General features: G+C 64.1%; 17 protein-coding genes, 1 tRNA gene and 1 pseudogene. 11 read left to right on the top strand and 8 right to left on the bottom strand.

Annotated features, from left to right (window positions below):
* The first annotated feature begins 43 nt into the window (after positions 1–43).
* Together K8I61_07820 and K8I61_07815 are read left to right on the top strand one after the other, a co-directional pair.
* Entirely contained in the window at positions 44–1,192 is a 1,149-nt protein-coding gene (locus K8I61_07820) for a tetratricopeptide repeat protein (GenBank protein ID MBZ0271929.1), read from the top strand.
* Between the two features lie 165 nt (positions 1,193–1,357).
* On the top strand, positions 1,358–2,557 hold the full coding sequence (locus tag K8I61_07815; protein MBZ0271928.1) for a radical SAM protein: 1,200 nt from the start codon (positions 1,358–1,360) through the stop codon (positions 2,555–2,557).
* 117 nt (positions 2,558–2,674) lie between these two features.
* Here the strand turns inward: K8I61_07815 and K8I61_07810 are convergent, their stop codons facing one another.
* Positions 2,675–3,628: a hypothetical protein gene (locus K8I61_07810; GenBank protein MBZ0271927.1), complete on the bottom strand. Its 954-nt coding sequence runs from the start codon at positions 3,626–3,628 to the stop codon at positions 2,675–2,677.
* A gap of 229 nt (positions 3,629–3,857) precedes the next feature.
* Between K8I61_07810 and K8I61_07805 the strand changes: the two genes are divergently transcribed.
* Positions 3,858–5,459, top strand: coding sequence for an SGNH/GDSL hydrolase family protein (locus K8I61_07805; protein MBZ0271926.1), 1,602 nt, complete (start codon positions 3,858–3,860; stop codon positions 5,457–5,459).
* A 94-nt stretch (positions 5,460–5,553) separates the two neighbouring features.
* Positions 5,554–5,626 (top strand) — tRNA-Asn (locus tag K8I61_07800).
* A 79-nt stretch (positions 5,627–5,705) separates the two neighbouring features.
* Here K8I61_07800 and K8I61_07795 read toward each other — a convergent pair.
* Positions 5,706–6,140 (bottom strand): YciI family protein, encoded by a 435-nt coding sequence (locus tag K8I61_07795; protein MBZ0271925.1) that lies wholly within the window; start codon positions 6,138–6,140, stop codon positions 5,706–5,708.
* 241 nt (positions 6,141–6,381) lie between these two features.
* Between K8I61_07795 and K8I61_07790 the strand changes: the two genes are divergently transcribed.
* A complete protein-coding gene (locus K8I61_07790) occupies positions 6,382–7,629 on the top strand; it encodes a glycosyltransferase (GenBank protein ID MBZ0271924.1) in 1,248 nt (415 codons plus the stop codon).
* Between the two features lie 234 nt (positions 7,630–7,863).
* Positions 7,864–8,301: a VOC family protein gene (locus K8I61_07785; protein MBZ0271923.1), complete on the top strand. Its 438-nt coding sequence runs from the start codon at positions 7,864–7,866 to the stop codon at positions 8,299–8,301.
* Between the two features lie 142 nt (positions 8,302–8,443).
* On the opposite strand, the gene K8I61_07780 is transcribed toward K8I61_07785, so the two are convergent.
* Together K8I61_07780 and K8I61_07775 are read right to left on the bottom strand one after the other, a co-directional pair.
* Positions 8,444–8,911: a DUF4395 domain-containing protein gene (locus K8I61_07780; GenBank protein MBZ0271922.1), complete on the bottom strand. Its 468-nt coding sequence runs from the start codon at positions 8,909–8,911 to the stop codon at positions 8,444–8,446.
* Positions 8,912–9,202: 291 nt separating this feature from the next.
* The gene (locus tag K8I61_07775) at positions 9,203–10,180 is read right to left on the bottom strand and encodes a DUF1566 domain-containing protein (GenBank protein MBZ0271921.1); all 978 of its coding nucleotides are present in this window, start codon (positions 10,178–10,180) and stop codon (positions 9,203–9,205) included.
* A gap of 214 nt (positions 10,181–10,394) precedes the next feature.
* Between K8I61_07775 and K8I61_07770 the strand changes: the two genes are divergently transcribed.
* A complete protein-coding gene (locus tag K8I61_07770) occupies positions 10,395–10,856 on the top strand; it encodes a PaaI family thioesterase (protein ID MBZ0271920.1) in 462 nt (153 codons plus the stop codon).
* A 48-nt stretch (positions 10,857–10,904) separates the two neighbouring features.
* Here K8I61_07770 and K8I61_07765 read toward each other — a convergent pair whose 3' ends face one another.
* Positions 10,905–12,974 carry a hypothetical protein gene (locus tag K8I61_07765; GenBank protein MBZ0271919.1) on the bottom strand — a complete coding sequence of 690 codons (2,070 nt, stop codon included), beginning with the start codon at positions 12,972–12,974 and terminating at the stop codon, positions 10,905–10,907.
* Between the two features lie 269 nt (positions 12,975–13,243).
* Between K8I61_07765 and K8I61_07760 the strand changes: the two genes are divergently transcribed.
* The 3 genes from K8I61_07760 (at position 13,244) to K8I61_07750 (ending at position 17,119) form a co-directional block, all read left to right on the top strand.
* Positions 13,244–15,259 (top strand): vanadium-dependent haloperoxidase, encoded by a 2,016-nt coding sequence (locus K8I61_07760; protein ID MBZ0271918.1) that lies wholly within the window; start codon positions 13,244–13,246, stop codon positions 15,257–15,259.
* A 171-nt stretch (positions 15,260–15,430) separates the two neighbouring features.
* Complete coding sequence (locus K8I61_07755) at positions 15,431–15,868, top strand: VOC family protein (protein ID MBZ0271917.1); 438 nt, start codon at positions 15,431–15,433, stop codon at positions 15,866–15,868.
* Between the two features lie 18 nt (positions 15,869–15,886).
* Positions 15,887–17,119 carry a hypothetical protein gene (locus K8I61_07750; protein ID MBZ0271916.1) on the top strand — a complete coding sequence of 411 codons (1,233 nt, stop codon included), beginning with the start codon at positions 15,887–15,889 and terminating at the stop codon, positions 17,117–17,119.
* A gap of 31 nt (positions 17,120–17,150) precedes the next feature.
* Here K8I61_07750 and K8I61_07745 read toward each other — a convergent pair whose 3' ends face one another.
* From K8I61_07745 to K8I61_07735, 3 genes and pseudogenes are all read right to left on the bottom strand, one after another.
* Positions 17,151–18,374 carry an FAD-dependent monooxygenase gene (locus K8I61_07745; protein ID MBZ0271915.1) on the bottom strand — a complete coding sequence of 408 codons (1,224 nt, stop codon included), beginning with the start codon at positions 18,372–18,374 and terminating at the stop codon, positions 17,151–17,153.
* A 627-nt stretch (positions 18,375–19,001) separates the two neighbouring features.
* Positions 19,002–19,508 (bottom strand): annotated as a pseudogene (locus K8I61_07740) (SRPBCC domain-containing protein).
* The gene (locus K8I61_07735; protein MBZ0271914.1) at positions 19,489–19,857 is read right to left on the bottom strand and encodes a metalloregulator ArsR/SmtB family transcription factor; all 369 of its coding nucleotides are present in this window, start codon (positions 19,855–19,857) and stop codon (positions 19,489–19,491) included. Before K8I61_07735 ends, K8I61_07740 begins: the two are co-directional and overlap by 20 nt.
* A 230-nt stretch (positions 19,858–20,087) precedes the next feature.
* On the opposite strand from K8I61_07735, the gene K8I61_07730 reads away from it, so the two are divergent.
* Positions 20,088–21,017: a LysR family transcriptional regulator gene (locus K8I61_07730; GenBank protein ID MBZ0271913.1), complete on the top strand. Its 930-nt coding sequence runs from the start codon at positions 20,088–20,090 to the stop codon at positions 21,015–21,017.
* The last annotated feature ends 5 nt before the right edge of the window (positions 21,018–21,022 follow it).

Raw genomic sequence — 21,022 nt, 5'->3', positions numbered from 1 at the left:
TTTCGCTGCTTTGCATTGACCGCCTTTTGGCCGCGCCCGTACCATGCCGCGCATGTCGCGCCGCGCCGCCGCCGTTGCCTTGGTACTCGTTTTCGCGTTTGCCGCGCGCGCCGCGGACGACGTGCTGACGGCGTATACGGAGGCCCTGAAACTCGCGCGTGCGGGCGAGCCGGACAAGGCCGTCGCGTTGTACCGCGACCTGCTTGCGGCGAATCCCGATCACAAGCTCGCCGACGACATCCTGTACCAGATCGCGGCGACGAGCGAACGCCATCTTTACGACTACCCCGCCGCGCGCGAAGCCTACGCCGCGCTTGTCGAACGATTTCCGCAAAGCAATCACGTCCGGCGCGCGAAGGCGGCGCTGCAACGCTTAAAAGACAGCGCCGTCGCGGGTGACGTGCCGCTGGCCGCGTTCAACGCGGTGCTCGCGCAGTATTACCGCGTCGGAGCCGAGGAATCGCTCGCGCGGATGGAAAAGCTTATGGCCGACTATCCGGATGTTCCCTTCGCGGAACGGGCGTGGACGTTCATCGCGGAGGAACGGCTGCGGCTTGAGCGGTTTGACGGCGCGATCCAGGCCTACCTCCACGTCATGCGGACGTGGCCGTCGCCGCTGAACGAAACGACCGGCTGGCTCGCGCTCGCGAACGCCTATGCGGAGCGCCGCGATCTCGACGCCGCGCAATCCGCCTACGAAAAACTCGCCGAATACGCCTCGACCAACGAATTCGCGGCCGCGGCCTCCGCCGACGGCCTGCGTCGCGTGCGTGACTTCCGGATCATGCGCCGCCTTTTCGTTGTGTGCCTGGCGATCGTCGTCGTTTACGCCGCCTTTGCCGCGTGGTTGATCGACTGGCGCGGCGCGCGATGGTCGAGCGTGGCGTCGATCTGGCCGGAGGCGCTCATCCTCCTGCTCGTGGTCGGCGGCACGCTTACCGCCGTCCGCGATCGCGGCATGACGTTCATCACCGGCATCGCGGCGTTGATGTTCGCCGGCATTGCGATGCTGGCCGGGAACGCGCTTGTCGCGGATTCGCCGAAGGTCGGCCCCAAGGCGATGCCCTACGTGCCGTTTTTCGGTATTCTGGCGGCGGTCGCGGCGATCTACGTCACGTATTTTGCGACGGACCTGGCGAATGTGCTATGGGACTCACTTCTTTATGAAATGGAATATGGCAGTCTCCAGTGACGAAATTGCGAGGCAAAATTCTCAGGGTCCGCTACGGGTACAATCCGAACAGCTCCAGTTTGGGCGCGGACGTGCAGTTTCTGGTCTGGGGCTCCGCCTTCGTCACCGCCATGACCGTCTTTCTGTCGGCCTGGCTGCGCGTATGGAGGCGACGCAGGAGAAGTGATGGCCCACAAGTATGAGCCGTTTCGGTACCGGTACGAGCCGTTCGGCGGCATTCTTCAGCTCGAAGCGCCAAGCGCGCTCGTTTATGTGGATAAGGACTTCATGCGGAGCCTCGGTTATCCGGAGAGCCCGCTTTGGGATCAGCCGACCGATCTCTTGTCCGCGCCGACCGAAGCGCATTTTTCCCTGACCAACCGCTGCTCCGCCGGTTGCGCGCATTGCTACACGGACAGCAGGCCCGACGCGAACGAGGATGACGAACTCGGGCGCCAGGGCGCGTTCGAGGTGCTCACCAAACTGGCGCGCATGCGCGTTTTTCACGTCGCGCTCGGAGGCGGCGAAAGCACCGAGCTGCCCTGGCTTTTCGAAGCGGGACACGTCGCGCGCGGCTTGGGGATCGTTCCGAATCTCACGACGAACGGATTCCACATCACGGAAGACAACGCGGCGGAGTTCCGCGTTTTTGCGCAGGTCAACGTCAGCATCGACGGCGTCGGCGAAAAGTACGAAACGCATCGGAAGCGCGGCAGCTTCGACCGCGCGCGCCGGGGGCTCGAGCTGCTGAAAAAACACGGCGTACGCACGGGGATCAACTGCGTTGTCTCCCGGCGCAACTTCGACGACCTTTCCGAAGTCTTCGCGCTCGGCCGTCGCACGCGCGTAAGCCAGCTCGAGTTGCTGCGCTACAAGCCGTCGGGCCGCGCCGCCGCGCAATCGGCCCAGGAGTTCGCCAGGAACGATTTGACCGACGATCAGGCGTGGGAGTTTTTCCCGCGCGTGAAATGGCTGGCGCGAAAATACCGAACACCGCTTGCGATCGACTGCTCGCTGACGCCGTTTCTGTATTGCCACAATCCCGATCGCGAGCTGCTCGATAAATACGGCGTCACCGGATGCCACGGCGGATCGATGCTCGTGGGCATCGGCGCCGACGGCCAGGTCTCTCCTTGTTCGTTCGCGCCGGCGGAAGGGCGCCGCGCGGACGACATATCGGACTGGTGGAAAAACGAGGACACGTTCTTCTCGTTCCGTAACTGGGCCGAGGCGGCGGTGGAGCCGTGCCGGAGTTGTCACTACCTCGAGCTGTGCCGAGGCGGTTGCCACGCGGTTTCCCGCCACGTGGCCGGCGACGTGTTTGAGCCCGATCCGGGTTGCCCGATCGTCCGCGATTACCGGCGCGGACAAACGCAAACGGGCTGACGCGCCGCGCATCGCCAAGCGCCCACCGAATTTATTGAGCGGAAAATTTATACGCGTGTTCAGGTCCGGGCGCGGCTTATCGTTCCGCACTCCGCATACGCCATTGCGCAACGGAAATCAGACGATCTCGCCGCCCGCGTGTTCGATCTCGGCGAACGCCGTCGCCTGCAGGCCGTAGAGCGTCGCGAAGACGTGGCGCTTGGGATCGCCCGTTTTCAAGCGCGCGCCGCGATCGTCGAAATGCTTGTCGACAAACGCGATGGCCGTGCGGATCTCGTCGTGGAAATGCGCCTCGTCGGCGAACGTCCAGACGCGCACCGTCTGGGCGGTGACATCCGTTTGCGACGGGCCGCGCTCGCCGCCGATCGTCGCGCCGATTCCACCGTCGGCGTTCTGATGGCGCGCCAGAACGGTCGCGGCGTTGAAGACCTGCCAGTGCCGCGTCTCCGGATCCTGCACCAGGCCCTCCAGGCCATAGAGCAGCATCTGCGCCGGCAGCGGGTCGTTCGGATTCTCGCCCGCGAAGATGCGCTGCATGCGTGGCACCTCGACCAGGCGGCGAAGGCGCGTCGCGTCCGCGGCGGGAAGATACGGCAGGAACTTCAGCAGATGCGGGCCGATCTGCGCGCGCCACGAATCGGTCACCGCCGATCCTTCCGTCGCGATGAAATCGCGGATCATCGCGCGCGTGCGGTCCGCGATCTCGAAGTAGAAACGCCAATCGTTGTCCGCGTCCGACCGGCGGAAAAGTTCCCACAGCGCGCCGAGCGCGACCTGCGTGTCGAACAGGTAAATCGTTCCGTTCGCGCCCGCACCGCCCTGAACCAAAAGCGCCGAAAGCAGCGCTTTGCGATAGCGCTGCGCGAGCGTCGCGAACGATTCGAGCGAAAAACGTCGCGCGAGGTAAAAGCCCATCGACACGAACTGCGACGTGGCCAGCACCGACGGCTCCGGCGCGCCCGACGCGCCGCCGGCGTTGATGGCCTTGATAAGCCCGGTGGGCTTGTCCGTATTCGTTTCCGCGATGCTTTGCAGACAACGCAGAATTGTTTTTCCCGTCCGCGGAACCATCTCGCCTCACGTAGATCGCCGTCGCGGCCCGCGACGGCGTCGTGCAGAAATTCGCAATGAGAATGCAACGCGAATCTTTCGCCGCTTCGCGGTCAAAGTCAAGAACGGTTTCGCGAAACACATCGCGGATCAAAACGCGCCGCCGCGCAAAAAAAACGGCGGCGCAAACGACGCGTCGCCACGGCGGCCGCGTTGTTTCTTGCCGCGCCCCATGAGAAGAATTGCGGCGATGTCCGCGCAAAAAAAATCCCTGGGACGCCGCGTCGTGTTCGCGTTCATCCCGCTTGTCGCGATCGTTGTCGCCGTCGAGATCGGCACGAGGATTTTCGCGTGGACGCTGATGCGCTCGGATATCGTGGGCGGTCGCGCGTCGACGCGCGCCTCGCCGCTTGTCGCGTGTTACGGCGATTCCTGGACCTTCGGGCTTGGCGTCTCGCGGGATTCCGCTTATCCGGCCGCGCTCGCTCGCGCGCTTGCGAAGGCGGGCCTGCCGGATGTTCGCGTCACCAATCGCGGCATTCCGGGCGCGAGGTTGCGGCGCGTCAAGCGCGAAATTTCGCGGGATCTCGCATCCGACGATCCCCCCGATGTCTTGATCGTTCTTGTCGGCATCAATGACATTCCGAATTTCAAGCGCTTTGTCGGAACGGATCGGCCGGCCTCGCCTGGCGCCAAAGCCGTTTACGAAAATTCCGCGACGTATCGATTGATGCGGGCCCTTGTCGTGCCGATGCGCCGCCGTTTTGTTCCGAAGCTCGATAAGCGGGCCTCCGCGCTCGAATCCGACGTCTTTGAGGAGCGATTGAACGAGCTGGCGCGGATCGTCCACGGCGCGGGCGCGAAGATCATCTTTCCAAGCTACCCGCTTCCGGTCGCGCACACGCGCCCGCAACTACTGGCCAAGGGCGATCTGATGCTCGAGACGGTCGCGCTTTATCGCGCGGCGAAATCGGCCGGCGCGGCTTTCGTCAACATGCAGGACGCGATCGATCGCGTGCCTGGCGACGAGCCATTTCTTCCAATCTATCTCACGCACCCGGGCGATCTCGGATACGCGCTCATGGCGTCGGCGCTCGTCGGGCCCGTCGCCGAGGCTCTCGGGCGCCCTGTCGGCGGCGCGGTGGATTCCGAGGAGATCATCGGGCATACGCCGCCCGAGGAGGCGCAGTGGCCGACGAAAGCGCTGTTTTCCGAACGCGTCGTCGATTACGTCGAGCGCGTCGAGCCCGATGGGCGCCGCGTCGTTGAGGCGGATTGCGACGGCGACGGCCTTGATGACTACCGCGCCGTGTTCACGAAACCTGATCGCATGATTCTCGAACGCACGGATCGTTCGTCGGATCCCGAGAACGTCGCGGTGCGGGAATACGAGGGCACGCGCCTTTTGCGCGCGTACGACATTCATGCCGCGGGCAGCACGAGGGAAGTGTTGCTCGATCAAACGACGCCCGACCGCCTCGTGACGATCTATCGCGAAGACAAGAACGGCGACGGAATCATCGATCACGAAACGGTTATGCTGAACGACCGGATGGCGTCCTTGCGCGACGACAACGATCAGGACGGCAACTGGGAGCTGTGGGGGCTGATCGACGACGAGGGCAACGACTACATGCACGTGGGCGATCACGATCGGGACGGCTTCGTCGATTATTGGGAATGGCGCGACAACGAGATCGTGATCTTTCGTTCCGCGGATCGAGACCGCGACGGCCTGCCCGACGCGCGCCTTCCGCCTGCCGCGTCGCTGGGACGCAAATCCATCCCGCCCCGCGTCGTCGATCTCTGGTCGCGCCAGGCGCCGCTTCCCGCGGACGAGGCGCGCCCTTGACCTTTTTCTGCCGCGCGATTCTTGACTTCGCGCGATGCATTCTTACTATGGGCGTGCGCCGCGCCGAGGCCGACCCGGCCCGGCGCAAAACTGTTCCTGGGTAGCTCAGTCGGTAGAGCGGGTGGCTGTTAACCACTTGGTCGGGAGTTCGAGTCTCTCCCCAGGAGTATGATCCCGTGCGCGGATCCGTCGAAATCCGCTGTCCGCGCGGTCATGGAATCGCGGGAGCCCAACCCGCCGTCCGCGTCACGAATTTTTCTGCCGCTCGATCTCCTCGCGCAGGCGCTCTTCGCGTTCGCGCAGCTCGGGCGTGAACTCCTCGCCGAAGTCCTCGGCCTCGAAGACGGGGCGGATCTCGAGCACGGATTCCTCACCCGGCATCGGATCGGGGCAGCGGCGCGCCCATTCGAGCGCCTCGTCCATCGACTTCACCCGCCAGATCCAGAATCCGGCGACAAGTTCCCCGGTTTCGGCGAATGGGCCGTCGACCACGGTCTTTTTCCCATCCGCGAAACGCACCCGCTTGCCCTCGCTGCTGGGGTGCAAACCTTCGCCGGCGAGCATGATGCCCGCCTTGACGAGCTGCTCGTTGAACTCGCCCATCGCGGTCAGGAGTTCCTCGCTCGGCATCAAGCCCGCTTCGCTGTTTTTCGTGGCCTTTACGATCACCATGACCTTCATTATTGCTCCCCATTCGTTGTATTGGTCTCACCGCCGCCGTCCGGGCGCCGCCTCCGTGCGTTGACGGGAGCGACGATTGACGGCGGTCCGATTCGACACGACGCGCGAATTATTTTCCGTCGGCGTCATCTCAAAAAACAAGCCTGATTTCCAGGATCGCATGCCCACGCGGCGGGTTCGCATTGCGACGGAATCATGCGTCTCTCGACGAAAGACCATTCCGTTTTATGATGCGCCGCGCATGAGCACGTTTCTCATCTACACGTCCCCCGCGCGAGGCCACCTGTATCCGATGATGGATGTCGCGATCGCGCTGCGGCAATCGGGGCATCGCGTCGTCATTCAAACCCTCGCCGACGAGCGCGCGAACATTGAAGCGGCGGGGCTCGAACACCGCGCCATCGATGCGCGCATCGAGGCTCTGCCGCTTGACGACTACAAGAGCGCAAATCCGCTCGCGCAGTTTCGCCGGACTTTGTCGCGATGGATCGAGCGCGCGCCGTTCGAGGCGGATGATCTCGCGCGCGGATACGAGACGATCGCGCCGGATGGCCTTGTCGTCGACGCCAACGCTTTTGGCGCCGCGGCGTGGACCGAGGCGCGGAGCCGGCCGTGGGCGATGTTCTTGCCGTATTGCCTGCCGGTTCCGTCGCGTGACGCGCCCGCGTTCGGACCCGGCTTTCCGCCGCCGGGCGGATGGGCGGGACGCCTGCGCGACCGCGTGCTTTGGGGTGTCACGGATGCCGCGATCGGCGGATTGATGAATCGGTTGAACGCGTTTCGAACCGGCGTCGGAGCCGGCGCGATTCGCCGGCACGCCGACATTTTTCGTCGCCCCGACATTCTCCTTTATCGCACCGCCGAGCCCTTCGAATATTCGCGTTCGGACTGGCCGGCGAACCTACGCGCCGTCGGTCCGGGCTTGTGGGCGCCCACCGGGCAGGCGCCCGCGTGGATCCACGAGCTTGAACGGCCGCGCGTTCTGGTCGGCGTGTCGACGGAATTTCAGGATGACGGCGCCATCATCGAGACGGCACTTGCCGCTCTGGCGGGGGAACCCGGCAGCGTGATCGTAACGACCGCGGCGCTTGACCCGGCGCGATTTCGAGCGCCGCGCGATGGCGTTCGCATCACACGCTTCTTGCCTCACGCCGAGGTGATTCCCGCGGTCGATCTCCTCGTCACGCACGGCGGCATGGGCACGACGCAACGTGCGCTCGCCGCGGGCGTGCCCGTGTGCGTTGTGCCGTGGGGACGCGATCAAAGCGAGAGCGCGCGGCGTGTCGACGTTTGCGGCGCCGGCACGTTCGTGCCGCGATCGCGCCTGACCTCCGATCGCCTTCGCGCGGCGATCCGCACCGCAATGGCGCGCAAGCCCGGTGCCGAGCGCGTGGCGAAAGCGTTTGCCAGTGCCGGCGGCGCCGGACGCGCGGTGGCGATTCTCGAAGAGCTATGGCATACGAACGCAACGCCGGCCCGCACCCAATGATCCGGAATTTAGCTGCCCGAGCCACGCGCGATCACGGCGTCTCGTGCATAAAGTGACCTTGGGACGCCACGATGGACGGCAATTCCACGAAGAGGCCTGCAGCGAAGAAATAGGCCGCGAATAAAGTAGGCCACGATGACCGAGACGAAGGATTAAGGGCGGATCGTGAGACAGGGTCAACAGGAGAGCACGAGCCGCTAGACTCGCCGCTCCATTGAACTCCAGGGAGACATCATGACGGTCAAACGCATGGATAACGTCGGTATCGTTGTCGAGGACATCGACGCCGCCATTGAGTTTTTCACCGAACTTGGCCTCGAACTCGAGGGGCGCGCCCCGATCGAAGGAGAGTGGGCCGGGCGGGTCACGGGACTTGGCGACCAGCGCGTCGAGATCGCCATGATGCGTACGCCGGACGGTCACGGCCGGCTCGAATTGTCCCGATTCCTCGCGCCGCCCGTGGTCGCCGATCACCGCGGCGCTCCGGTGAACGCTCTCGGGTACCTGCGCGTCATGTTCACCGTCGAGGACATCGACGATACGCTCGCGCGCCTCTGCGAGCGCGGCGCGCGGCTCGTCGGCGAAGTGGTCCGTTACGAAGACGCGTATCGGCTCTGCTACGTCCGGGGGCCCGAGGGCATTCTCATCGGGCTCGCCGAAGAACTCGGCTGATTGCGCCAAACCCGTATTCCTCAGCAGGTCGGCGACGCGCGTGTGCCCGGCCTTCTCGCTCACGCACGAAGGAATGGCACGACGCCGTGAGCGTTCGCAGTCGTCGCGGTGGGCAACCGCACGGGCTCCCGCGTTGCCCCATTTAACCGGAGCCGTCGGTGCGCGATCCTTCGAGCTTCCGCGTTAGCGGCAGGGCGACGTGCGCGTAGACGAAGCATCCCGCGCAGAAGTTGAACGCCGATTCGAGAAACGCGAATACCGCGACGATTCCGGCAAGCCACGGCGCCGCCGGGGGAAAGGCGAAATGCGTCACGGAAGCCGCGCCCGTCAACAAAAATCCGATGCGCGCCGCGAAGACCTTCGGCGCCTTGTCGGTCGCGCGGTAAGGCAGGCGGATTAATCCGGCGAGAAGATTCGAAACGCGCGTCATCGGGCTTGGCGGCGCGTTCAAAAACGAGCGCCAGAAAAAGTCCAGCGCAAGCACGATGACGATGAGCGGCTCGCGCGCCGCCAGATACGTGACGAGGAGAAGCATCGTCAGAAATGCATTGATACGCACGACGCCTGCGTCAATACGCACCGTCGATACCGGGCAGATGAGATTTCCCATGATCGAGCGCCCCGCATTCGTGGGGCCGCTACGCTATCAGAGCCATGCGCAACCAGAAACGGGCGGCGCGCGCGTGAACGGATGAGCCCGGCAACGCCGGCGTCAACCCGTGAGAAAACGCGGCCGGTGTACGCAAAAAACGTCGGGGCGCCTTGCGGCGCCCCGACCGCGGCAACAGGAAGCGATCGTCGACGTCGCGCCGCCCACGGTCGCAATCCTTGAACGACGGCTTAATACGCCGGACGCGGCCTCAGCGAATCCTGATTCGGGCGACGACAATCGACGGCGCGATCACGGGTTCCAGAGCGGGCCTCGAACCGCGCGGGCGAATGCGGGCTGCGCCTTGAACCAGAGGTAGTAGCCGCCCAAATAGGCGCGCCAGGCGGCTTCGGGATCCAGGTCGTACGGATATTCCGTGCCTGTCCAGTAATCTTCGGGCCGCGTCGGTCCGAAGATGGGATCGACCCGCGCGACGTGAATGGTCTTCAACTCCTCGACCGTCGGCAACCGCCAGTCGCAGTGACCCGCGAAACATCCGCCGATCGTCGTGCCGTCGGTGCTCACCGTCCCGTTGAGTTCCCAAAGGAACGACGTGAACAGCGTGCCGTCGGGAAGACCGTCCGTCGTGATCGGGTTGCCCGGAATCGGGGTGCTCCAGATGAACAACCGCAAGACGTCGTGGATGCTGCTGTCCGTGGTCTTCTGTTCCCAGGTGAGACCGGTGCCGTTGTCGGTGACGCTGCCGTCTCCGTTATCGACGAATCGCGTCGCGTAGCAGCCGCCGGTATCGAACGTGCAGCCCGTGTCGCACGCCAGGGCGCCGCCGGCAAAGCCCTCCGATTCGCAGCTTGCGCCGTCGAGATCGCCGACTTCGCACGCTTCCGCGCCCTCAAGGATGCCGTTGCCGCATTCGGCCGGCGCGGGCGGCGTCTGGCCCGAAAGCAGGAGCGCCAACGCGTCGGTCTCGGCCGCGACGCGGGCGATCACGTCAGCGGCGTCGCCGATTGTCGGACACGCCGCGCCGAAGGCATTCTCCGCGGACTCGAAGCGCTCGATGAGCGTCTCGCCGCACTTCGCATAGTCAGCCGCCGCGCCGCTCTTTGCGGCCTTCGCGTCTTCCTTCAAGCGGCAGTCGGCGTAGTGGCCGGCGGCCACCAGCTTGTGGGCTTCGCAGTTCTCGGCCGGCGTCGTCGCGGCGCCTAACGGGTCGGCCGCGAAGAAAACGGCGGCGACAAAACAAACCAGGGCGATCAACGGGGTGTTTCTCATCGTTAGCTCCAGGGTTGTCGAAAACCGAAAACCCTTATCCGCATTGGGATCAATGTGGCGGTGAGCGATACAACCATTTTTTCAGATCATCGAACGCGTCGCTGAAGCGACGGCGACGCGGCCCGTTCGCCGCTTCGACAACGCGTTTCATATTGCGCTCGAGGAGCGAATCGCGCGACGATCGCCCCCTCGTATCCAACAAGAGGAAGGGAATATGAACTCCGACCGAGACGCCACACCGATGACGCGCCATATGAAACGGCTTCAGGGAATGCTTTCGGGCGAGGCGCCGCCGCCGATCGCGAGGCTCATCGGTTTCACGGCGACGCACTTCGAGCCGGGAGGTTCGGTCATGGAACTGGTCGCTGACGAGCGGCATGCGAATCCGATGGGCACGCTGCACGGCGGCGTGATATGCGATCTGGCCGACGCGGCGATGGGCACCGCGATGGCGACGACGCTCGCGGATGACGAGACGTTCACCACGCTCGACATCAGCGCGCGCTACTTCAAGCCAGTCTGGCGCGCGACGCTTCGCGCCGAAGGGCGCGTCGTGCGCCGCACGAAGACGCTCGGCTACGTCGAATGCGACGTCACCGACGAAACGGGGAGCCTTGTCGCCAAGGTGTCGAGCACCTGTATCGTGCTGAGGGGAGAGGAAGCGCGCGGCCGGTAGTCCGGAGATCGGCGCCCAGGGGAACTCGCTCGCCGCGGAGGATGCCGCTCAACGCGGTGTTTCGAGACAGAAACTCGCGCGGTCTAAAAACCCGTCCGATAAGGTGCGGGTCGCTTTGTGGCAGCGTCGCCGTTCGTCGTCGCGATCGAGCCGCCGGCACCAGTGCGAAGGCCGCTCGTCGCCGATCACCCACGAAAGCGCGGCGAGGCCTTTCACACAACCCATGCGCGCTCGCGCATTGCGAAACTCCAGGCATCGATCGAATTCGTCGTTCAACCGTTCGAACGACTCGACCCGGACATCGATCAAATGAGGCAGGCTCTCCAGGCAGCGCTCGATGATCGCAGGGTCGTCGGCTTCCCGGCATGCGTTGATGGCAGCCTCCACGGTTCGCGGATTTTGGCGGGCGACGAATTCCACGAATCGTCCCGCGCGGAAGGCTTCGAGAGCGCCGCCCTCCGTGCAACCGGCAGGCGGTGGCGAGTCGCGATCCTTGTTTTCTCGTGCGTTTTGGATGCCCCGTTCATTGCAATAGCCGCGCAAAAAATCATCGCCTTGGCGCTTATTGGGTCCGCGCCCCGCGGACGCGTGGAAACTCCCCGCCTTGCGCAGACACCACCGCCGCGACCGGTCGTTTTCAAGGCGTTTGCAAGCCGAAAGCGCCTCGGACGTCGTGTCCGCTTGCGCCAACCGATAATCCATCGTCATCAGGCACGATTCCGGATCCGGAACGGGCTCGGTCCCGATCACACGGTAAGCCAGCGGAGAGTCGTCAGGCCGCTTACGCCAGTTCGCGGGAATCTCGTCGCAACTTTCAAGGCCGGCATCGCGAACGCGGAAGTACGCCTGGAGAAGATGTTCCTTCACGCATTCGCGACGGGCGACCCCCATGAGATTTCCGCAGAGCGTTGTGCGTGTCGCCAAACCGTATTCGCATGCGGTTTCCGGACGAAGGCGTAAACAAGCCTCCTTCCCGGACGCCAGGTGCTCCGGCGGATCGGCGAACACGAGATCGTTTATCGCTCCCCACCCTCCGACGGCGCATAGAGGCAGCGCCGCGACGGTCATCGTCCGTTTCCCGAGTTCCGGTGCGATCGCCAGAAATGCAAAGGGAAAGACGCAAAGCAGATAACCGATCCACTTGTCGTGGACGAGGCCGAGCACGGCGAGAGGGATGCCAAAGACAATCCCGTGCCAGAAAATCGGAATCGAAATGCGCGCGTGGCGCGTTCGAAGATTTCTTCGAAAAAAAACGAAACCCTGGAATAACAAGAGGGCGAGGGCGATGGCGACCATCGTCAATCGGAACGGGTCCGTATCGTCAATAAAATCTATGACTTCGGAATTGTGGCTTTTTAGATTCAATCGGGTAACCAGTTGGTCAACGCGCCAGAGATTACCAAAAAGCGGCGTTCGCAACAGCGGTCCGATGCCGCCGAAAAATAGCGCCTTGAAAGTGAGGACGAAAAAGGCGGCGCACGCGGCGTGGAGCGCGACGCGTTTTTTCGATGCGGGGCTGACGCCGGCCTTGACGCTTGCGATAGCCAGAAATCCGATCGAGGTCACGTTCATGGGAAACGGGATCACCACGAGCGCCAGCCCCGCCGCAAGGCCAAGCAACGGCAGCCGCGTTCGTCCCTCGATCTGGTCGTCCCAGGCCAGATACAGCAACAGAAAACACCAGCCGACATTCTGATAATTGATGAGGCGCAAGTCGGCCCACCAATAGTTCCACGACGGCAGCAACAAGATCGCGGCGCCGAGCAGAAACCGGCGCGCGTCGACCATTCGCCCCAGCGCCAACAGGGCAAGCAGGTAGGTGAAGGTCGATGTCGCGACGGCAATCAATTTCACGTTGAAAATATCGGCTCCGAAATGTTTGAAGACCTTCCGAACCAGGACGCGGTTATACGCGACGACTCCTTCGCCGCCGAAAATCACGTTGGGTTTGGTGTAATACGCGGGTTCGTCGTTCGTCGCCGTGACGGCGATGAGGCACTCGTGCTCTTCTTCCGTCCAGGGAGCGGTGTAGACAAAAAGCAGCCGCAACAGGACGTAAAGCGCGAGAAAACCCACCAACCCGGCGCGCGTTATATTCCGGTCGGGTTGCGGGGTCATGAGGCGCCTCTTGATTCTCAATCGCCGAATGAGCGCGGGCAATATTTTTGGGACGATCGATTATCCATGCGATGTCCGTGGGGTCAACGCGCGAACACGGCGCGCGACGTTGCGGCGTCGGTCAGGGAGCGAGACATGCGGCAAACCGGCAACCCGAGCATTGAAAAATCCGCGATTCGCGCCAACGCGTAAATCAACACGCGGGCCGGACGGTGACGGCACGAATTTTTTGGAATATAATGAAGCTTACAATTTTTTGAGGTGCGACGATGCCCAGGAAACTGAAGTTCCTTCCGGTCGTGGTTTTCGCCGTGTTGCTTGTCGTTGGTTGCGGCGACGGAACGCCCGTCGCGGTCAACCCGGATAGTCCGGCGTGGACGAACGAAAAATCGGCGGCGCGCGTCTGGAACGACGCGCTGCTCGAGGCGATCCGGCGCGACTTCGCGCGTCCGACGGTCCACGCGAGAAACCTGTTTCACTCCTCCGCGATGATGTACGACCTTTGGGCCGTCTATGACGGCGTCGCGAAGCCCTTTTTCCTCGGCAATACCGTCGGGGGATACGCGTGCCCGTTCCCTGACGAGGACCGCGACGATCTGCGCGCGGGCGCGACGGATCCGGACGGCGAGCGTTCGATCGCGATCAGCTACGCGATGTACCGCCTGCTGACGCATCGCTTCCGGAATTCGCCGGGCGTGGATTTTCAGCTCAATCTCTTCGAGGACACGCTCGTCGAGCTGGGCTTTAGCCCCTTGTACGAGTCGCGCGATTATCTTCACGGAACGCGCGCCGAGCGCGCCGCGGCGCTGGGGTTGTATCTATCGGACTGCGTCGTGGAGTACGGGCTCCTGGACGGATCGAACGAGGAGGGCGATTACGCGGGCGTCGTTTACGAGTCCGTCAATCCGCCGCTACGGCCCGAACAGCCGGGGAATCCGACGATCGTCGATCCCGATCTCTGGCAGCCGCTCGATCTCGAGGATTCGATCGACCAGTCCGGCAACCAGACGGACAACCTGCAGGCCTTCGTCGGCGCCGAGTGGGGCCGCGTCATCCCGTTCGCGTTGCCCGCCGAGGCGTTCTCAACCTTTGAACGCCCCGACCGCGACGACGCGTTCTGGCCGGTTTGCTACGATCCGGGCGCGCCCGCGCTTCTTCGCGGAGAGGGCGCTCTGCCCGACGAATATCTCTGGAACCACGAGTTCGTGGCGATCTGGTCGTCGCACCTGGACCCGGCCGATGGAGTGATGTGGGATATCTCGCCCGGCACAATCGGCAATGCCGGCGAGCTGCCGCAGGACATCGCGTCGCTGAGGGACTACTACAATCTGTACGAAGGCGGCGTTTACGACACGGGCCATCCGGTCAATCCGTACACCGGCGAGCCGTACGAACCGAACATCGTTCCGCGCGGCGACTACGCGCGCGTGCTCACGGAGTTTTGGGCGGACGGTCCGGACTCGGAGACGCCGCCGGGGCACTGGTTCACCGTCGTCAACCTCGCCGTGAGCGATCATCCGGCCGCGCAAAAACGATACAAGGGGACCGGGCCGGTGCTCACGGATCTCGAATGGGACGTCAAGGTGTACTTCGCGCTCGGCGGCGGCATCCATGATTCCGCGGTGACCGCGTGGGGCATCAAGGGCTGGTACGACTACGTGCGGCCGATCTCCGCGATCCGTTTCATGGCCGATCGCGGGCAAAGCACCGACGACACGTTGCCGAATTACGATCCGGAAGGTCTTCCGCTGATTGATGGATACGTGGAGGTCGTCGAGGAAGGTGATCCGCTCGCCGGCGACGATAATGAAAACGTCGGCAAGATCAAGCTTTTCGCGTGGCGCGGCACGTCGGAGGTGAACGAAAATCAGACGGACACCGCGGGGGTCGGTTGGATGCTCGCGGAAAATTGGGTGCCGTATCAGCGCCCGACATTCGTGACGCCGCCGTTCGCCGGATACATCTCCGGCCACTCAACCTTCTCGCGCGCGGCGGCCGAAATCCTGACCGAATTCACGGGCGACGAATATTTCCCCGGCGGGCTCGGCGAGTTCGTCGCGCCAAAAAACGAGTTTCTCGAAACCGAGGAAGGCCCCACGGTGGATGTCGTCCTGCAGTGGGCGACGTACCGCGATGCGTCCGACCAGACGAGCCTGTCGCGCATCTGGGGCGGCATTCACCCGCCGGTCGACGACATCTTCGGGCGGCGCCTTGGCATCGTCATCGCGGCGGACGCGATGGATGTCGCCGACGCGTACTTCCGTGGGGAAAATCCCGCGCATTAGCCTTCGACGATTGGTCAAGGCCGTGAGGGCGGCGGCGAGCGGATATCGCCACCGCCTTTCCCGGCGGTGGAAAATTCGCGTTTCGCCATACGCCCGCTGTCTTCCCGATCGCGTTCGGCCGCATGGGCGTGGCACTTTCCTGATCGTGTCGAACGAACAAAAGGGGGGACGATGGCGGCATCGAATTTTCGGCTGAACCTGGTGACGCTTGGCGTTGCCGACATCGCGCGCTCCCGCGCGTTTTACGTCGACGGATTGGGCTTTCGCGCATCGAGCGCGTCAACCGACGACGTCGTGTTCCTGTTCGCGGGCGGGGTGGTGCTCGGCCTGTATCCGAAACACCTGCTCGCCGAGGATGCGAATATTCCCGCGGAGGGCTCGGGCTTTGGCGGCATCGCGCTCGCGCACAACGTGGCGACGCGCGCGGATGTCGATGCGACTCTCGCACGCGCCGAGAAGGCCGGTGCGAAAATCTTGAAGAGCGCGCGCGACGTTTTCTGGGGCGGATACTCGGGCTATTTCTCCGATCCGGATGGATACCTTTGGGAGATCGCGTTCAATCCCTATTGGGAGCTCGACGGCGACGGCCTCGTGAAATTGCCTCACTGACGCAAGATCAACGCACCGGTGCCAAACCTCATCGGTATCCTGATCTTCGCCGCGACGTACGTCCTGATCGCGGCGCGGCGGGCGCAAATCGTGCATCTCGATCGTCCCGCCGCGGCGCTTGCCGGCGCGGTCGCGTGCGTGACGTTCGGCGTGCTCTCGCCACGCGAGGCGCTCGCGTCGGTGGACGGCGCGACGCTTGTGCTCCTTTTCGGCGTGATGGGCATGGGCGCCGTCCTGGCGCTCGACGGGTTTTTCGATCAGGTCGAGCGTCGGGTCGTGACGGCGGCACGCACGCCCGCGCGCCTGCTCGGATTCGTGGTCTGGGGTGCGGGTGGTCTTTCGGCGCTCATCACAAACGACGCGGTGTGCGTGCTGGGGACGCCGATCATCGTGCGGATGGTGCAGCGGAACCGCCTGCCGCCGCTGCCGTTTCTGCTTGCGATCGCGACCGCGTCGAACACGGGCAGCGTGGCGACGCTCGTCGGCAATCCGCAAAACATGTTGTGCGGTATGTTGGGCGATCTCGCGTACCGCGATTACCTCGCCCTCATGGCGCCGGTCGCGATCATGGGCCTTGCGATCAACCACGCCTTGTTGCACGTCATGTTCCGCGCCGCGCTGAAGGGCGCGACGTTCGAATCGCCGGTGGGAGCGGGAAGGCTGTCGCGGCGCGCGAGGATCACGCTCGCCGTCGTGGGGGCGACCGTCGTGTTCTACACGCTCGGCGCCGATCTCGCGTGGACAGCCGTCGCGGGATTCGTCGCCCTCATCCTTTTGCACCGGCGGGACGCGCGCGAGCTGTGGCCGCGTATCGACTGGGCGCTGCTGCTGTTTTTCGCGGGGCTGTTCGTCGTCGTCGAAGGGTTCACGAAAAGCGGAGCGCCGGCCGCTGTATTTCAGCGGTTCCCGCTGGCGGGCGTCGAGGACGGTTTTGCCGGATGGCTCGGCGTCGCGGGGATATTCCTTGTCGGCTCCAACGTCGTCACGAACGTGCCGTTCATTCTCGTGGTTCGCGATCAGATGGCGACGCTGTCCGATCCGCGCATGGGTTGGGAGCTGTTGGCGATGGCCTCGACGTTCGCCGGCAATCTGACGCTGCTTGGCTCCGTCGCGAACATCATCGTCGCCGAGGCATCGCACGAGGTGGGCGGGTTCGGATTCCGGCAATACCTGCGCGTCGGGTTTCCGCTCGCGATCGCGACGACGCTCGTCGGCGCGATCTGGGTGCTCCTCATGCGCGGCGTGTTGTGAGTGTGCCGGGGACGGTGAAACGACAGTCCTTCTACGCCATCCGCGGTGCTTGCGCCTGCGCGAAGATGCGGCTGACGTTCTGCTCCGAGAAAAACTCCGCCGGCGACAGCACCCCCGCGTTGACCTCCACGAACTGGTCCATCGCGTCCTGATTCCCCTGCACCGCACCGAGCAACTTCTGAAGCTGCGGCGTGGGCGGTTCGAGCGTCGCGATCTCGCAGGTGAACTCGAACATCGGCAACACGTGATTGTCGCGCCGATTCTGATACGCGCCCAACGCCTCGTCATACGAGCGCTCGCCGGTAAATGTCTGGTCGAGCGCGTTGGCCAGCAATTCCGCGCTTTCAAAGGCGTCCGTGATTCCCTGCGCGGTGATGTAATCCTTGTTGTACGCGGCGTCGCCCACCAGCGCCCAGCCGCGGCCGTACGGCTTGCGGAAAAAGCCGGATACGGGCGTTCCGACGATGCGCGATTCGAGCGACGCGCCGCGCAGCCGCTTGGCGAACTCGGGTGCCTGATTGAACATCGCCAGGTAGTGCGCCTCGACGTCGTGGCGATTTTCCTCGAACTCGCTCATGGGCCATCCGCCGATGACGAGCGTCATGTCGCCGTGCGTCGGGATCGCCGCGAATCCGCGACGATCGCGAATGTAGGTTTCGAAGCGCCCATTCATGGGAAGGCCACTCCAGAACGCGTAGTATCCCGCCAGAATCGGCTCCTTCTCGTGATACTGCTCGGGCTGAACCGCGCGCGCCACGAGCGAATAACGGCCGTCCGCGCCGATCACCACGCGCGCGTTCTCGACGACGGATTCCTCGCCCTTGCCGTGGCCGCGAATTCCGGTGACGCGGTCGCCGTCCATCAGGATTTCCTCGACGGTGAAACCCTCGCGAACCTCGGCGCCGGATTCGGTCGCGGCGTCGGCGAGCAGCTTGTCGAGGACGGTGCGCCGCGGCGCGTAGGCGATGCCGTTTTCGCCTTCGCCGGGAGCGCCGGTGATGACGATCGGGCCGAAATCGAAGACGTATGTATCGATCGGCGGGCAACCCGTCGCGGTGAGCCGGTCTAGCAAGCCCCATCGACGCAGGGCGGCGACGCCCGGCGGGTGAATCACGAGCGAGGAGATCGTGTCGCTCGGAAACGTTGCGCTGTCGACGCACAGGACCTTGTATCCCTTGCGCGCCAGAAGCATGGCGGTGGGCGCTCCGGCACAACGCGCGCCGACGACAATCGCGTCCCGGTTTTTCTTCGCCATTTCGTCCTCCCTTTTTGCGAGCTCGCACCAAAGATGCCACCACGGTCGCCGCGCGTACCGTTGTCTTCGTTGCATTTGTGGCAAAAGCCCGCCGGGCGCGCCGGCGCAAAAAAACGCGCGGGGTTGTCGGCCCCGCGCGTTCTTCACGCAATCCTCAATCCTCGATCCTCAATCCTTCATGGCCGGCAGGTATTCAGCGAGGCGCGCCAATGTCTGCCGGCCGCCTTCCACGGCGCCGAACTTCGCTTTCTCTTCGCGATATTCGGCCGTAGCGGTCAACAGCCGCAATTTGACGGTCGTTTGGCCGCCGTTCTCGTCGAGCGTGATCGTCGCGTGGAACTTGTTGACGTCGTCGTCGTCGTCCGCTCCGTGCAGGTAAACGAGACGGCGCGGCTTATCGACAAAAAGGTAGGTGACGTGATTCGGCCAGTCCCTGCCGTCCGGGCCGTGCATCGTGAACACCCACGTGCCGCCGACGCGCACGTCCATCGAGTCCGTCGTCGTCGAAAATCCGTTCGGACCCCACCAGTGGGTGAGATGTTCGGGCTTCGTGAGCGCCTCCCACACGAGCGACGCCGGCGCGTCGTACGTGCGCTCCTGGACGATCTCGCGATCGGGCGATCCGAGGACGTACGCGTCGAGCTGATCGAACGTGCCGCCCCAGCCGCCGCGCATCGACGGAATCTGCTTTTCGAACATCGCGCGCTCCGCGTCGGTCGCGTCGATCGGCACGGAGGCAAGCGACAACGTCGTCGTCGCGTCGCGCTCGGTGAACGTCACCGTCGTCAGAATCGTGAGCGGCCAGGGATCGAAAAACGGCGCGCGTGTGATGTTGCCTTCCGCGTCGATGAACGACGAGACGTACACGATCTTCTCCTGCGGGACGATTTCGCGGAAAACCCATTGCGCGCGCATCTCCAGACCGTTCGGCATGCGTAGACCGAATCGGAAAACGCCGCCGAGCCGAAAATCGAGCGAACACTCGGTGATCTCCGCCCCCTTGGGCCCCCACCATTGACGCAGCCGTTGTTCCTCCGCATGCGCCTTCCACACCAGATCGCGCGGCGCGTCGAACGTTCGTTCGATCGCGAAAACCCCCGCGAGATCTCTCGCGCTACTTTCTTTTGCGTTCATGGTCGTCCTCCTCCGATTGTAGCTGTTTCAGGTATTCCCCAAGACGATCGAAACTTTCGTCCCAAAAGCGCCGGTACTCTTCAACCCAGTTCGCCACCTCGGCGAGCGGTTTTGCCGACAGGCGGGCGGGTCGCCATTGCGCGTCGCGCCCCCGCGAAATCAGACCCGCGCGTTCCAGGACCTTGAGGTGCTTGGTCACGGCGGGCAGGCTGATATCAAACGGCTCGGCCAGCTCGGTCACGGTTTTTTCCCCGGACGAAAGCCGCGCGAGGATCGCCCGCCGCGTCGGGTCGGCCAGCGCCGAAAACGTGGTGCTGAGCGGGTCGTTTGGGGTGGCGTGGGGTGTCATGCGTAATTAACCTACTGGTTAAATACAGGGAGCGGCGCCGCGCGTCAAGCGAACGATCGAAAAGTGCGCCGGGAAGCAAGCAATGTTACAAAACCATAGGGCGGTTAGTGGATCAGCGATTAGCGGGAGACGTCCATGTTGTCCATCACGTCCATTTGGTCCCATCGCTCAGGCGGGCACGGCACGCCCGGCCGGCTGGACAATTGATAGGTAACGCCTATCGTACAGGCATGAAATACGCCTCCCACCCTTTGACCCTTCGCCAGCTTCAATACGTCGTCGCGGTCGCGGAGGAAAAAAATTTCCGCCGCGCGGCCGAGCGTTGCCACGTTTCGCAGCCGTCGCTGTCCGCGCAGATCGGCCAGGTCGAACAGGCGCTTTCCGTGCGTCTGTTTGAACGCGGCCGGCGCGGCGTGCTCGTCACGCGCGCGGGTGTGGAGCTTGTCGCGCGAGCGAGAGATATCCTGCTTTCGGTCGACGATCTGGTCGAAACGGCGAAGCGCCACATCGATCCGCTTGCGGGCGTGTTGCGCGTTGGGGTGATTTCGACGATCGGCCCGTATTTGCTGCCCGATCTGGACCCCGCGCTGCGCGCCGCGTTTCCCGGGCTTTTGCTTCGTTGGACCGAGGACAAGACCGAGGCGCTCGTGCGTCGCGTGCTGGCGGGCGAACTCGACGCCGCCCTGCTCGCGCGCGAGGCGGACATCGACGATCTGGCGTGCGAGAGCATCGGCGAGGATCCCTTCGTGCTCGCGGCGCCGGCGGGGCACAAGCTCGCCTCCGGCAAGCGGCCGGTGCGTTTGAACGATCTTCGAGGCGAGGACGTGCTGTTGCTCGATGACGGCCATTGCCTGCGCGATCAGGCGCTCGATCTTTGCGCGGCGGCGGGCGCGAAGGAACTCGGATTCCGCGCGACGAGCCTGACGACGCTCGTGCAGATGGTCGCCGCGGGGCCGAGTGTGACGCTGCTGCCGCGCATCGCCGCCCCGATCGAAAACCGACGCGGGCTGCTTTCGATCCGCCCGTTCGCGCGGCCGGCGCCCAAGCGCACGCTTGTTTTCGCGTGGCGGCGGCGATCGCCGATTTCCGGCCCCATGAAAAGGCTTGCCGGCGCCGCCCGCATCGCGTTTGAGAGCGCGTCGGGCAACGCCGGCAAGTGATTCGG

It is taken from the genome of bacterium, assembly GCA_019912885.1.
Lineage (GTDB): Bacteria > Lernaellota > Lernaellaia > JACKCT01 > JACKCT01 > JAIOHV01.
This window is presented reverse-complemented; position numbering and strand designations above follow the sequence as displayed.